The following is a 13,642-nucleotide window of genomic DNA, read 5'->3' as shown; positions in this document are numbered from 1 at the left end:
ATTGAAGCAAGGAGAAAGCCGCTGACAGGTCGATCCGGATGTGAGTCGAACGTGTAATGATACCTTATAATTTGGGGGTTTCTATAGGAAAAGGACGGCACTTTTTGCCATCCTTGGCCCCGTTTCGATGGCTTTCCGCCCGGACTGTAACTGTCTGTTGCAGCGAACGTTTTCGGCGTGTGAGTTGTTCATGTTTTTCTCCGGTGATCCCATGTCTCTGACCCTGACCGACGTAAAACGCATCGCGCATCTGGCGCGGCTCGAATTGCCCGACGACGAGGCCGAACCGACGCTTGCGCGGCTCAACGACTTCTTCGGGCTCGTCGAACAAATGCAGGCCGTGGATACCGCCGGCATCGAGCCGCTCGCGCATCCCATCGACGCGATCGAGGAAGTCGCGCTGCGATTGCGCGACGACGCAGTCTCAGAGCCAGTCGATCGCGAAGAGTTCCAGCGTTCCGCGCCCGCGGTGCAAGACGGGCTGTATCTGGTGCCGAAGGTAATCGAATAAGCATTGCTGGAACGCGCGTCGAACATCGATATTGCGCGCGGCTCGACGCCGCCGCGCTCATCAGGGAACTGCAATGCATCAGAAAAGCTTGACCGAACTGCGCGCCGCGCTCGACTCGAAGGAAATCTCCGCCGTCGAGCTGGCCCAGTCGTATCTGCAACGCATCGAGGCCGCGAAGGACCTCAACGCGTTTATCGGCGTCGATCGCGAACTCACGCTCGAACAGGCGCGTGCCGCGGACGCGCTCATCGCGCAAGGGAGCGCGGGTGCGCTGACCGGCCTGCCGATCGCGCACAAGGACGTGTTCGTCACGCGCGGCTGGACGTCCACGGCGGGCTCCCACATGCTGGAGAACTACGCGAGCCCGTTCGATGCGACCGTTGTCGATCGCCTCAAGCGCGCCGGCATGGTGTGCCTCGGCAAGACCAATATGGACGAATTCGCGATGGGTTCGTCCAATGAGAATTCATACTTCGGCGCGGTGAAAAATCCGTGGGATGCGAGCGCGGTGCCGGGCGGTTCGTCGGGGGGATCGGCGGCGGCGGTGGCCGCGCGTCTCGCGCCCGCCGCGACGGGCACGGACACGGGCGGCTCCATCCGCCAGCCGGCGTCGTTCACCGGCATCACCGGCATCAAGCCGACGTATGGACGCGTGTCCCGCTACGGGATGATCGCGTTCGCGTCGTCTCTGGATCAGGGCGGTCCGATGGCGCAAAGCGCCGCCGACTGCGCTGTCCTGCTCAATGCGATGGCCGGCTTCGACGAGCGCGACTCGACCAGCCTGCAACGCGAGAACGAAGACTACACGCGCTATCTCGGCAAGAACTGGAGCGATGACGCGGCGAAGCCGCTCGCCGGCCTGCGCATCGGGCTGCCGAAGGAATACTTCGGCGCGGGCCTCGCCGACGACGTGCGCGCCAGCATCGAAGCCGCGCTGAAGGCGTACGAAACGCTCGGCGCGACGCTCGTCGAAGTATCGCTGCCGAAGACCGAGCTTTCGATCCCGGTGTACTACGTCATCGCGCCGGCAGAGGCATCGTCGAATCTGTCGCGCTTCGACGGCGTGCGTTACGGGCATCGCGCCGCGCACTACACCGATCTGCTAGACATGTACAAGAAGTCGCGCGCCGAAGGCTTCGGGCCGGAAGTGAAGCGCCGGATTCTCGTCGGCACCTACGTGCTCTCGCACGGCTACTACGACGCTTACTATCTGCAGGCGCAGAAAATTCGCCGCATCATCGCGGGCGACTTTCAGGAAGCGTTCAGGCAGTGCGACGTCATCATGGGACCGGTGGCGCCGTCGGTCGCGTGGAACCTCGGCGAGAAGACCGACGATCCCGTGCAAATGTATCTCGCCGACATCTACACGCTGTCGGTCAGCCTCGCGGGCCTGCCTGGCATGAGTGTGCCGTGTGGCTTCGGCGCGGGCGCGAACGCGAATCGCCCGGTCGGCTTGCAGATTATCGGCAACTATTTCAACGAAGCCCGGATGCTCCAGGTCGCCGACGCGTTCCAGCGCGCGACCGACTGGCACCGCAAGGCACCATCGGCATCGGGAGTGTGAACATGCAGTGGGAAGTCGTCATCGGTCTGGAAACGCACGCGCAGTTGTCCACCGTCTCCAAGATTTTTTCCGGCGCACCGACGCAGTTCGGCGCGGCGCCGAACACGCAGGCATGCCCCGTCGATCTCGCGTTGCCCGGCGTGCTGCCCGTGATGAACCGGGGCGCGGTCGAGCGTGCGATCCGTTTCGGCCTTGCGATCGGCGCGCACATCGCGCCGCGCAGCATCTTTGCGCGCAAGAACTACTTCTATCCTGACCTGCCGAAGGGCTATCAGATCAGCCAGTACGAGATTCCGGTCGTGCAGGGCGGTCAGATCACGATTCAGGTTCCGGCGAACGAGAAGGCTGGCAAGGAAGCGTACGAGAAGACCGTCAACCTGACGCGCGCGCACCTCGAAGAGGACGCCGGGAAATCGCTGCACGAAGACTTCGCGGGGATGACGGGCATCGACCTGAATCGTGCGGGCACGCCGCTGCTCGAGATCGTCACCGAGCCGGAAATGCGCAGCGCGGCCGAAGCGGTCGCGTATGCAAAGGCGCTGCATGGGCTGGTCGTGTGGCTCGGCATCTGTGACGGCAACATGCAGGAAGGCTCGTTCCGCTGCGATGCGAACGTGTCGGTGCGCCCTGTCGGCCAGAAGGAGTTCGGCACGCGCGCCGAAATCAAGAACCTGAACTCGTTCCGCTTTCTCGAAGAGGCGATTCAGTACGAAGTGCGCCGCCAGATCGAGCTGATCGAAGATGGCGGCACCGTCGTGCAGGAAACGCGTCTGTACGATCCGGACAAGCGCGAAACGCGCTCGATGCGCAGCAAGGAAGACGCGCACGATTACCGCTATTTCCCCGATCCCGATCTGATGCCGCTCGTCATCGAATCGGCGTGGATCGACAGCGTGAAGGGCGATATGCCCGAACTGCCCGCCGACATGCAGAAGCGTTTCGTCGAAACGTATGGCCTGACGCCGTACGACGCGGGCGTGCTGACTTCGTCGAAGGCGATGGCGGCTTACTTCGAGGCCGTGGTCGCGCGGGCGGGTGCGAATCAGGCGAAGATCGCGGCGAACTGGCTGATGGGCGATGTCTCCGCGCAGCTGAACCGCGAATCGCTCGATATCAGCGAGTCGCCGGTGTCGGCTGCGCAACTGGCGTTGATCCTGCAGCGTATCGCGGACGGCACGATCTCGAACAAGATCGCGAAGGACATCTTCCAGTCGATCTGGGAAGAGAAGGCGACGGACGAGGGCGCGGCGGACCGGATCATCGAGGCGAAGGGGCTGAAGCAGATTTCCGATACGGGCGCGCTCGAGGCAATCATCGACGAAGTGCTCGCCGCGAATCAGAAATCCGTGGATGAGTTCCGCGCGGGCAAGGAGAAGGCGTTCAATGCGCTGATCGGCCAAGCGATGAAGGCGACCAAGGGCAAGGCGAATCCGCAGCAGGTTAACGAGCTTTTGAAGAAGAAGTTGTCGTGAACGTGTGAGGGAGCGGTTTTGGCGGCACGCTGGAGGTGAGGTTGGTGCAGCGCTTGGGCCCGGGAGGGCTGGGCGCTGCTGTAGGGTATCGCAAGAGTTCAGTGACGATTAATTTGTCATCCTTATCGATATTGTCGAACGTGATCACTGCAGCTAATAGTGCCGTTCGATACGCCGATCGCCGAGTTCGAGATGCCACTGACCGCCGCTGTCTTGCCGCGGCATCAAGGTCTTTGAGTGGCGACCAGAAATCGAATCACCATGCACTGGACGATACACAAGGCCAGCTAAGGCGTAGCGACCGGCTACCGTCTTCGCGTGCAGACGCGTCGGTACGCGTGAACGATCATCCCGCCCCATAAGATCCTTCATCGTCTGCCATCCTTATCGTTATCTGAATTGGAATGGCGGAAAGGCTACGACAAGCCGAAGCGCTGCCCGCAAGCATCGACAAAATGTCACTGCTACAATTTCCCCGGTGCGGATGCTTCTTTCCTCCGACTATCGGCGGACGCTTGCTCAGGTGCGTGGGCGAAACCTGGCGCGCTTTCTGCGACGCCAGGCCATCCCATACCACTGAAAAGGCGAGCAGAGACATGGCGAAATACACCGACCTCGACGACTTTCGCGTCCCGTTCTTCGACGGCGGCAAGAAGCTCAAGCCATTCGATCTAGCATCCGTCGATCCCTCTGCGAAGCCCTTCTCCACCGGCACCAAAGACGGCGACCGCGCGCGTCTGGCCGAAATCGGCGCGCAACTCGACGACCTCCAGGAGCGATTGCACGCGCAGCGGCATCAACGGGTGCTGCTCGTTCTGCAAGGCATGGACACGAGCGGCAAGGACGGCACGGTCCGCGCGGTTTTCCACGACGTCGATCCGCTCGGCCTGCGCATCGTGCCGTTTCGCGCGCCGTCCGAACGCGAGGCCGCGCACGACTTCCTCTGGCGTGTCCACGCACAAGCGCCGATGGCCGGCGAATTCGCCATCTTCAATCGCAGTCACTACGAGGACGTCCTCGTGCCGCGCGTGCTGAAGCAAATCGACGCCGACGAATGCGAGCGGCGCTATCGCCATATCCGCGATTTCGAGGCGCTGATGGCGGACACGGGCACGACCATCGTCAAATGCTTCCTGCATATTTCGAAGGACGAACAGCGCGAGCGCCTGCAAGCGCGCATCGACGATCCGACGAAGCACTGGAAATTCGATCTCTCCGATCTGGAGGCGCGCAAGCTCTGGGACCATTACCAGCACGCGTATGCCGTCGCGCTCGGTGCGACATCGACGGACTATGCGCCGTGGTACGTCATTCCCGGCAATTCAAAGACGCATCGCAATGTGATGGTTGCCGAACTGCTTCTGCGTACCATGCAGGGCATGAAGCTGGAATTCCCGCCGGCGAAGGAATCGCTGAAGGGCATCAAAGTCGAATAATCAGGACATCAATAACAAGGAAGCATATGTTTCGCGTCATCACCGCTAATCTGAACGGCATTCGTTCGGCCGCCAAGAAAGGCTTCTTCGACTGGTTCGGCGAGCAAAAATCCAATGTCGTCTGCGTGCAGGAAATCAAATGCTCGCAGGACGATCTGACACCGGAGTTTCTCGCGCCGCACGGCTTTCAGGGCTACTTTCAGCACGCGGTCAAGAAGGGCTACAGCGGCGCGGGCGTCTACACGCGCCATGAACCGGACGATGTGATCATCGGTTTCGGCAGCGAAGAATTCGATCCCGAAGGCCGCTACGTGGAAGCGCGCTTCGGCAAGCTGTCCGTTGTTTCGGTGTACGTGCCATCCGGTTCGAGCGGTGAAGAGCGGCAGCAGGCGAAGTATCGTTTCATGGACGAGTTCATGCCGCATCTGGCGGAACTGTCGAAGGAGCGCGAAGTCATCGTGTGCGGCGACGTGAACATCGTGCACAAGGAAATCGACATCAAGAACTGGAAGAGCAATCAGAAGAACTCCGGTTGCCTGCCCGAAGAGCGCGAGTGGCTCACGAAACTATTCGATGAAGTCGGCTACGTCGATGTTTTCCGCACGCTCGACACGCGCCCCGAGCAGTACACGTGGTGGAGCAATCGCGGTCAGGCGTATGCGAAGAACGTCGGGTGGCGTATCGATTATCAGATCGCGACGAAGGAAGTCGCCGCCACCGCAAAGAGCACTTCCGTGTTCCGCGATATCAAGTTCAGCGATCACGCGCCGCTGACCGTCGATTACGACTGGAAACTCGCGAAGAAATAAGCGCGCTAGCGGCCCGTCTTCTTGAACCGGCCCATGCCCGCATAAGTCGGCAACTGATCGATGTTCTTGCCGATCGCCTTCGCGTAGAGCGGCATCATGTCGGGCATGCGTTTCAGCAGATCCTGCCGGCGATCCGGGCCATACGGATGCATCCAGATGAAGCCGTTGTCCGCGCGGCGCGTGGCCGAATCGACCTTGTTCCATAGCGTGACGGCGGCGCGCGGATCGTAGCCTGCGCGCGACGCGATCTCGCTGCCGATCACATCGGCTTCGGTTTCATCGGCGGGGGAGTAGCGCATGGCGAGCAATTGATCGCCGATGCCGAGCGGCGTCGAGCCGACATCCGCGAAGCCGAAAAGCTGCGGCATCGTGCCCGCGGTCAGTTGCGCGGCCTGCTGCCGTCCGAGCCGCTCGCGCGCATGTTCGCGCAGCGCGTGAGCAATCTCGTGGCCGATCATCATGCCGATTTCGTTGTCGTTCAGGCGCAGCTTCTCGATCAATCCGCTATACACGACGATCTTCCCGCCCGGCAGACAGTACATCCGAATTTCGTTCGACTTCACAACGTGCGTTTCCCACTTCCACGCCTTGGAGCGGTCGTTCCACTTCAAGGCGAACGGGACCTCGTGATTCACGATATCGTGCACGCGCTTCGCGAGCGGGTTGTCATTGCCGAGCAGCAACTTGTTGCGCTCCGCCTCGTGGATGATCTGCGCGTATTCGTCGGCGGACTGCGACTCGAGCGTCGCGGGGGGAATCAGGTTGCGAAACAGCGCCGTGTCGCCGAAGCGGACCTGGCTGTTCGGTGCGGTGTAGGCGGGCGGCGCGCGATCCTCGTCCTGGGCCCGCGCGACGAGCGGTGTCAGCGACGCAAGCGACGTGAGCGACGCCGCAGCCAGCACGCCGGTCAGCGCACGATTGGCGAATCTCCGCACCGTCATCGTTTTGATCTCCAGGGCGCGATCAACGGCAACAGTAACATGCCCGGAATCGACAGCGCGACGCAGACGAGGAAGTACTCGAACCAGCCCGTCTGCGCGACGATGAACCCGCTCGCCGACGCCGCCACGGTGCGCGGCACCGCCGCGAGGCTCGTGAAGAGCGCGAACTGCGTCGCGGTGTAGCGCGGGTCGGTCGTGCTCGCGATATAGGCGGTGAACGTCGAGAGTGTCAGGCCCGTCGCGAACGTCTCGAAGCCATACAGCACGCCGAGCGCGAGCGGCGAAGGCCCGATCTTCGCGAGCCATGCGAACCCGATGGTCGCGACGATCTGCAGCACGCCGAAAATCCATAGCCCGCGCGCAATGCCGATTTTGACGAGAAACACGCCGCCGACGATCCCGCCCGCGATGCTCGTCCAGAACGCGACCGTCTTCGCGATCACGCCGATCTGCTTCATCGTGAAGCCGACATCGAGGAAGAACTTGGTGGCGAGCGCGGTCGCCATGGTGTCGCCGAGCTTGTAGAGGAAGATGAAGCTGAGCACGAGTAGCGCGTTGCGCCAGCCATCGCGCGTCACGAACTCATGGAACGGCTCGATGATCGCGTCGCGCAGGTTCTTCGGCGGCGCGCCGTGAATCTCCGGTTCCTTGATGCACAACGTCATGATGATGCCGGGCAGCATGAACAGCGCCGTGACGATGAAAACCGTCTTCCAAGGCAGGAAGCCCGCGAGAATCAGCGCCAGCGAGCCCGGCACGAGGCCCGCGACCTTGTACGCGTTGACGTGGACCGCGTTGCCGAGACCTTGCTCGGTATCGGCGAGCAATTCGCGCCGGTACGCGTCGATGGCGATATCCTGACTCGCGCTGAAGATCGCGAGCAACAGGGCGATGCCCGCCACCATCCAAAGGTTCTGCGCAGGCGAAAAGAAGCCGAACGCGCCGATCGCGAGCGCCACGAGCACCTGCATGAACAGCATCCAGCCGCGCCGCCGGCCCGGCCGCCAGAACGGCAGGTGCGGAACATAGCGGTCCATCAGCGGCGCCCAGACGAACTTCCACGTGTAGGGAAGTCCGATCAGGGCGAACAGGCCGATCTGCTTGACGTTGATGTGCTCGGTCGTGAGCCACGCCTGGATCAGGTTGACGAGCGTGAAGAGCGGCAGGCCGGACGTGAAGCCGAGAACGACGCAAATCAGAATGCGCGTGTTCAGGAACGCGCGCCAGCCGGGATGATCTTCGTGAGCAGTAAGAGCGGGCGCCTCGTGTGGCGTGTCGGGCATGTCGATGATGAGAAGGCGTTGTCGATGCGATGAAGCCGGGACGAATCACCGGCGCTTCACGCGATAGACCGCAAGACTACCACGCCAGTTCGCGCCCCAACGGATGGACTGCCCGCCGTGCAGCACCACCCGGTCCCGAATCTCGATGCCCACTTCGGGCGCGAGCGCCTCGAAATCCTTGATGGTCAACACACGCACGTTCGGCGTGTTATGCCATTGATACGGCAGTGCTTTCGACACCGGCATGCGCCCCTGAATGACCGCCAGCCGATGCGGCCAGTAGCCGAAGTTCGGAAACGAGACGATGCACTCGCGCCCGACGCGCACCGTTTCCCGCAGGATCGCGGCGGTCTGGTGAATCGTCTGCAGCGTCTGCGAGAGGATCGCGAAATCGAAGCTGTCGTCTTCGAAGAGGCGCAAGCCGTCCTCGAGATTCTGCTGGATCACGTTCACGCCTTTCTGTGCACACGCGAGCACGCCGGCGTCGTTGATCTCGATGCCGTAGCCGTGCACTTCCAGCTCTTCGCCGAGCAGCGAGAGCAGCGAGCCGTCGCCGCAGCCGAGATCGAGCACGGTCGAGCGCGGCTCCACCCAGCGCGCGATGGCGCGAAAGTCCGAGCGCAGCGCGAGAGAATCGAGAGTGTTCTGGTTCATGCGCCGACCTCCGTGGCAATGCGTTCGTAGTAGGCGCGCATCAGGTTGTGATAACGCGCGTCGTCGAGAAGGAAGGCGTCGTGGCCGTGCGGCGCGTCGATTTCCGCGTAGCTCACCGTGCGCTTGTTGTCGAGCAGCGCCTTAACGATCTCGCGCGAGCGCGCGGGCGCGAAGCGCCAGTCGGTCGTGAAGCTCGCGATCAGATACTTCGCCTTCGTGCTGGCGAGCGTTCGGGTCAGATCGCCGTCGTGGGACTTGGCGGGATCGAAGTAATCGAGCGCGCGGGTGATGAGCAGGTAGGTGTTGGCATCGAAGTATTCGGCGAACTTGTCGGCCTGATAGCGCAGATACGACTCCACTTCGAACTCCACGTCGAAGTTGAAGTTATACGCATCGAGCGCGCCTTCGGCACGGCGCAGCGCGCGGCCGAACTTGACGGCCATGTCGTCGTCCGAGAGATACGTGATGTGGCCGATCATCCGCGCGACGCGCAGGCCGCGGCGCGGCTTCACGCCATGCGCGTAATAGTCGCCGCCGTGGAAGTCGGGATCGGAGAGAATCGCCGAGCGCGCCGTTTCGTTGAACGCGATGTTCTGCGCCGACAGCTTCGGCGTCGATGCAATCACGATGCAGTGCCCGAGCCGCTCCGGATACATGATGCTCCACGCGAGCGCCTGCATGCCGCCGAGACTGCCGCCCATGACGGCGGCGAATCGTTCGATGCCGAAGCGGTCGGCCACGCGCGCCTGCGCATGCACCCAGTCTTCGACGGTCACGACGGGAAAGCTCTTGCCGTAGGGCTTGCCGGTTGTTCGGTCGATGCTCATCGGACCGGTCGAGCCGAAGCATGAGCCGAAGTTGTTCACGCCGATCACGAAGAAGCGATTCGTATCGAGTGGCTTGCCGGGGCCGACCATGTTGTCCCACCAGCCGACGTTCTTCGGATCGTCCGCATAAACGCCCGCAACATGATGCGATGCGTTGAGCGCGTGGCACACGAGCACCGCGTTCGAGCGGGCGGCGTTGAGCTCGCCATACGTTTCCACGACGAGTTCGTAGTCGCCGAGCGAACTGCCGCTCTGCAAGACGAGCGGCTCGGTGAAGTGCAAGGATTGGGGACTGACGATGCCGATCGATTCCATTCATTCCGCCTTTGACGAAGCGGCTAAACGGTCTCGGCTGTGCGCGGAACATGGGCGCGGCTGACGACCTCTTTAGCCGCATTTATAGTGAACCGCCGGGCTTTGGCCCTGGGTTCGCGCGCCCGCAATCGAGTCAGCAAATCGGCGCGTTGTTCAATTCAGATGAGCGGTGAGTATAGCGGAAAATGTCATAAAGCCGTCAATGGCGGCGGCACGCGCGATGCCCGTTCGGACCTCGAATGAACCGCCTAGGGCACCGGCTTTACGGCTTCGCAGCAGGCCGCCCGAGCGCCCGTCCGCGCAGGCCGAGCGCCAGCGCGCGAACCGACTGCACCGTGCGATCCACGTAATGCGGCCGCCCCGCGCCCGGCATGCGAACGGACACCGCGCCGCTCGACGTTCGCGCCGCCGGCAGGTGCCCGACGATCCAGACCGTCCGAATGCCGAGCCGCCGATAGCTCTTGAGATGCCCGCGCGTATCCTCGACGAGAATGGCGTCGGCCAGGCGCACGTGCGCGCGGCGCATCGCCTGGCGAAGCATCGGTGCATCCGGCTTGGCGCGCCAGCGGTCGCCTTCACGCATGTCCTCGATGGCGATCACGCGCTCGAACAGCTTCTCGATGCCCAGTTCCGCGAGCACCGCCCGGGCATACACGGACGGCCCGTTGGTCAGCACGATCTTGCGGCCCGGCAATGCGTGCAGCATGCGCTTGATGCCGCGTTCGGCGCGCAGCATCGACGGAAGATCGGAGAACGTATGGACGACGTGCAGGAAGTCGGCGGGATCGACGCCGTGATGCTTCACGAGCCCGAGCAGCGCCGCGCCGTAACGCACCGTATAGCCGACGCGCAGCCGGTTCGCCTCGTCGATATCCACGCCGACGCGATCGATGATGTACTGCGTCATCGCGCGATTGATCGCCGGGAAGACCTGATGCGACGCGTGATGCAGCGTGTTGTCGAGGTCGAAGAGCCAGACGGGGCCGCGCGTTTTGGCGGGACGGCGGAGGGACGGGCGGCGCGAATGGGGGCGCATTGTCGGTGGCATCAAAAGAAACGCCCGCGTGGCAGCGGGCGTCGGTAGCGTCGATAAATAAGCGCGGGGCTCAGTGCGAGCGGATCATCGTGCCGAACGGCTGCTCGGTCAGAATCTCGAGCAGCACCGAATGCTCGATGCGCCCGTCGATGATGTGCACCGAGCGCACGCCGCTCTTTGCGGCATCGAGCGCCGACGAAATCTTCGGCAGCATGCCGCCGGAGATCGTGCCGTCGGCGAAGAGGGCGTCGATTTCGCGCGCGGAGAGGTCGGTCAGCAGGTTGCCTTCCTTGTCCATCACGCCGGGAATGTTCGTCATCATGACGAGCTTTTCCGCGTTCAGCACGACGGCCAGCTTGCCCGCGACCAGATCCGCGTTGATGTTGTACGACAGGCCGTCTTCACCGAAGCCGATCGGCGAGATGACGGGAATGAACGCGTCGTCCTGCAGCGCCTTCACGACAGCCGGATTGATCGATTCCACTTCGCCCACTTGCCCGATGTCGATGAACTGGCCGGGGTTGTCGCGGTCCGGCATCATCAGCTTGCGCGCGTGGATCAGGCCGCCGTCCTTGCCGGTCAGCCCGACCGCCTGGCCGCCGAAATGATTGATGAGCGTGACGATGTCCTGCTGCACTTCGCCGCCGAGCACCCATTCGACGACTTCCATCGTCTCTTCGTCGGTGACGCGCATGCCCTGGATGAACGTGCCTTGCTTGCCGATCTTCTTGAGCGCCTGATCGATTTGCGGGCCGCCGCCGTGGACGATGACCGGATTGATGCCGACCAGTTTCAGCAGAATTACGTCGCGCGCGAAGCCTTGCTTGAGGCGCTCCTCGGTCATTGCATTGCCGCCGTATTTGATCACGACCGTCTTGCCGTGATACTGACGGATGTAAGGCAGCGCCTCGGCCAGAATTTCAGCCTTCAGGGTAGGCGCGATCTGCGTGAGGTCGGGAAGGTCGGACATGGCGGCAGTCGAGGCGAAGAGCGTTTAAACACGCCGAATTGTACAGGACTGACGCAGCGCAACAGGATGGTTTTCCGGCGACGCCGCCACGCTTTCCGGCACGGCGTCCGGCGTGCAATCATCGGTGATGTTTCTGGCTGTCATCAACACGTCATCATGACGAACATCGAATCCACACGCGAACCGGCTGTCGACGGCGCGCTCGTCTGCGCACGATGCGGCGCGCCGTTCCGATGCGGTTCGCTCGCGGGCGACGCCGCCTGCTGGTGCGCGGCGCTCCCCGCGCTGCCGCTCGATCGCCTGCGGCCCGGCGAGCCTTGCCTGTGCCGCGCGTGCCTCCTTGCGCTGATCGAAAAGACGCGCGCCGCTGACTCCGATTAGCCGCCCCTGCGCCGCGCAAAGTGCGACAAATCGCGCCATCGGCGGTTTGGGGGTGCGCGCAAGCGGGATAATGCCGCATGGAACACGAAACGCCGGCAGGCGCTTGCGCTGCGCGGCACGCAATCGACGGAACATGCACCGCATAACCAATACCGGACGCGTCAACCTGGGCCATCTTTTCTGGCTCCGCTCGCTCGCGATCATCGGCCAGTTGTCGACCATCGCCGTCGTGCAGATTTTCTACGGCGCGAAGCTCCCGTTGCCCGCAATGCTGCTCGTCATCATGCTCGAAATGCTTTTCAACGGGCTGACGTGGCTGCGCGTGACGCGGGCGCGGCCCGAGACGAATCTCGAGTTGTTCGGCCAGATGTGCGTGGATCTCGGCGCGCTCTCCGCGCTGCTCTTTCTCTCCGGCGGCGCAACGAATCCGTTCGTGACGCTGTATTTGCCGTCGCTCGCGATCGCCGCGGCCATCCTGCCGTGGACGATGATGACCTGCCTCGCGCTCTTCGCCGTCGCGTGCTACGCGCTGCTGAGCTACAACTACGTGCCGCTCAACATCGAGAATCCGGCCAATCTCTTCGACTATTTCCGCACCGGCCTGTGGGTCAACTTCATGGTGAGCGTCGGGCTGATCGGCTGGTTCGTGGCCCGCATGTCACGCGGATTGCGCTTGCGCGACGCCGCGCTCGCCGATGCCCAGCAACGCCATCTGCGCGACGAACGCGCGGTCGCGCTCGGCGTGCAGGCGGCGACCGTCGCGCATGAGATGGGCACGCCGCTTTCCACTATCGCGATGCTTTCCGAAGAACTTCGCGACGCCGCCGCGCACGACGGCAACCTCGCTCCGTATGCCGCCGATTTCGAACTGCTCGAGCAGCAGATGGGGCTGTGCACGTCGGCGCTCGCGCGTCTGCGCAGCCGCGCGAGCGGGCCATCGAGCCGGCAGGCGCTCGACGAATGGCTCGCGAGCTTCATCGAGCAATGGCGGCTGCGTCATCCGCACGTGAAGTTCAGACAGGTCGGCGAGACGCCAGCGGGCGTGTCGATCGACGATGCCGTCGCCGTCGGCCAGATTCTCACCATTCTTCTCGACAACGCCGCGCGTGCGAGCAACGAGTTCGTGTCGCTGCAAGCGGTGGCCGAGAAGGTCGACGGCGCGCGCGTCGTGCGCTTCGAAGTGTGCGATCGCGGTCCCGGCATTCCGGCCGCGCTGCGCGCTTCGCTGGGCGCGGGCCCCGTCGACAGCACGCAGGGCGGTCATGGCGTCGGACTCTATCTGGCGTTTGCGGCGGCGGCGCGGCTCGACGGGTCGATCGAACTGGTCGCGGACGAGCCACGCGGCACGCGCGCCGTGCTGCGGCTGCCGGATCGCGGGGCGGTCGCGGGATCGGGCCAGGCCGCGCGGACGGAATCCAGCGGCGCGACGTGAACCGCTTGCGG

13 protein-coding genes are annotated in these 13,642 nt (G+C 63.3%); 7 read left to right on the top strand and 6 right to left on the bottom strand.

Annotated elements, in window-relative coordinates:
* Window positions 1-211: 211 nt before the first annotated feature.
* From gatC to LDZ21_RS13315, 5 genes are all read left to right on the top strand, one after another.
* Window positions 212-511, top strand: coding sequence for an Asp-tRNA(Asn)/Glu-tRNA(Gln) amidotransferase subunit GatC (gene gatC / locus LDZ21_RS13335; protein WP_035968606.1), 300 nt, complete (start codon window positions 212-214; stop codon window positions 509-511).
* A gap of 73 nt (window positions 512-584) precedes the next feature.
* Entirely contained in the window at window positions 585-2,075 is a 1,491-nt protein-coding gene (gene gatA, locus LDZ21_RS13330) for an Asp-tRNA(Asn)/Glu-tRNA(Gln) amidotransferase subunit GatA (RefSeq protein WP_035968592.1), read from the top strand.
* Between the two features lie 2 nt (window positions 2,076-2,077).
* Window positions 2,078-3,547, top strand: coding sequence for an Asp-tRNA(Asn)/Glu-tRNA(Gln) amidotransferase subunit GatB (gatB, locus tag LDZ21_RS13325; RefSeq protein WP_035968594.1), 1,470 nt, complete (start codon window positions 2,078-2,080; stop codon window positions 3,545-3,547).
* Window positions 3,548-4,143: 596 nt separating this feature from the next.
* The gene (locus LDZ21_RS13320; protein WP_244793685.1) at window positions 4,144-4,983 is read left to right on the top strand and encodes a PPK2 family polyphosphate kinase; all 840 of its coding nucleotides are present in this window, start codon (window positions 4,144-4,146) and stop codon (window positions 4,981-4,983) included.
* A gap of 26 nt (window positions 4,984-5,009) precedes the next feature.
* The gene (locus LDZ21_RS13315) at window positions 5,010-5,792 is read left to right on the top strand and encodes an exodeoxyribonuclease III (protein WP_244793684.1); all 783 of its coding nucleotides are present in this window, start codon (window positions 5,010-5,012) and stop codon (window positions 5,790-5,792) included.
* A 5-nt stretch (window positions 5,793-5,797) separates the two neighbouring features.
* Here the strand turns inward: LDZ21_RS13315 and LDZ21_RS13310 are convergent, their stop codons facing one another.
* The 6 genes from LDZ21_RS13310 to argB all read right to left on the bottom strand — a co-directional run bounded on the left by LDZ21_RS13310 (window position 5,798) and on the right by argB (window position 11,818).
* Window positions 5,798-6,733 (bottom strand): M48 family metallopeptidase, encoded by a 936-nt coding sequence (locus LDZ21_RS13310; protein WP_244793683.1) that lies wholly within the window; start codon window positions 6,731-6,733, stop codon window positions 5,798-5,800.
* Window positions 6,730-8,016 carry an AmpG family muropeptide MFS transporter gene (locus tag LDZ21_RS13305; RefSeq protein ID WP_244793682.1) on the bottom strand — a complete coding sequence of 429 codons (1,287 nt, stop codon included), beginning with the start codon at window positions 8,014-8,016 and terminating at the stop codon, window positions 6,730-6,732. The genes LDZ21_RS13310 and LDZ21_RS13305 overlap by 4 nt, the downstream gene beginning before the upstream one ends.
* 45 nt (window positions 8,017-8,061) lie before the next feature.
* The gene (metW, locus tag LDZ21_RS13300; protein WP_244793681.1) at window positions 8,062-8,670 is read right to left on the bottom strand and encodes a methionine biosynthesis protein MetW; all 609 of its coding nucleotides are present in this window, start codon (window positions 8,668-8,670) and stop codon (window positions 8,062-8,064) included.
* On the bottom strand, window positions 8,667-9,812 hold the full coding sequence (gene metX, locus LDZ21_RS13295; RefSeq protein ID WP_244793680.1) for a homoserine O-succinyltransferase MetX: 1,146 nt from the start codon (window positions 9,810-9,812) through the stop codon (window positions 8,667-8,669). Before metX ends, metW begins: the two co-directional genes overlap by 4 nt.
* 262 nt (window positions 9,813-10,074) lie before the next feature.
* On the bottom strand, window positions 10,075-10,848 hold the full coding sequence (locus LDZ21_RS13290; protein WP_244793679.1) for a pyrimidine 5'-nucleotidase: 774 nt from the start codon (window positions 10,846-10,848) through the stop codon (window positions 10,075-10,077).
* A gap of 70 nt (window positions 10,849-10,918) precedes the next feature.
* Window positions 10,919-11,818 (bottom strand): acetylglutamate kinase, encoded by a 900-nt coding sequence (gene argB / locus LDZ21_RS13285; protein ID WP_035967206.1) that lies wholly within the window; start codon window positions 11,816-11,818, stop codon window positions 10,919-10,921.
* A 66-nt stretch (window positions 11,819-11,884) separates the two neighbouring features.
* Between argB and LDZ21_RS13280 the strand changes: the two genes are divergently transcribed.
* Complete coding sequence (locus LDZ21_RS13280; protein WP_342346295.1) at window positions 11,885-12,199, top strand: cysteine-rich CWC family protein; 315 nt, start codon at window positions 11,885-11,887, stop codon at window positions 12,197-12,199.
* Window positions 12,200-12,332: 133 nt separating this feature from the next.
* Window positions 12,333-13,631, top strand: coding sequence for an ATP-binding protein (locus tag LDZ21_RS13275; RefSeq protein WP_244793677.1), 1,299 nt, complete (start codon window positions 12,333-12,335; stop codon window positions 13,629-13,631).
* Window positions 13,632-13,642: the final 11 nt, after the last annotated feature.

Origin of the sequence: Caballeronia grimmiae, assembly GCF_022879615.1 — a bacterium.
GTDB lineage: Bacteria > Pseudomonadota > Gammaproteobacteria > Burkholderiales > Burkholderiaceae > Caballeronia > Caballeronia grimmiae.
Note: the sequence above shows the minus strand (reverse complement) of the source record. Positions and strands in the feature narration are given on the sequence as shown.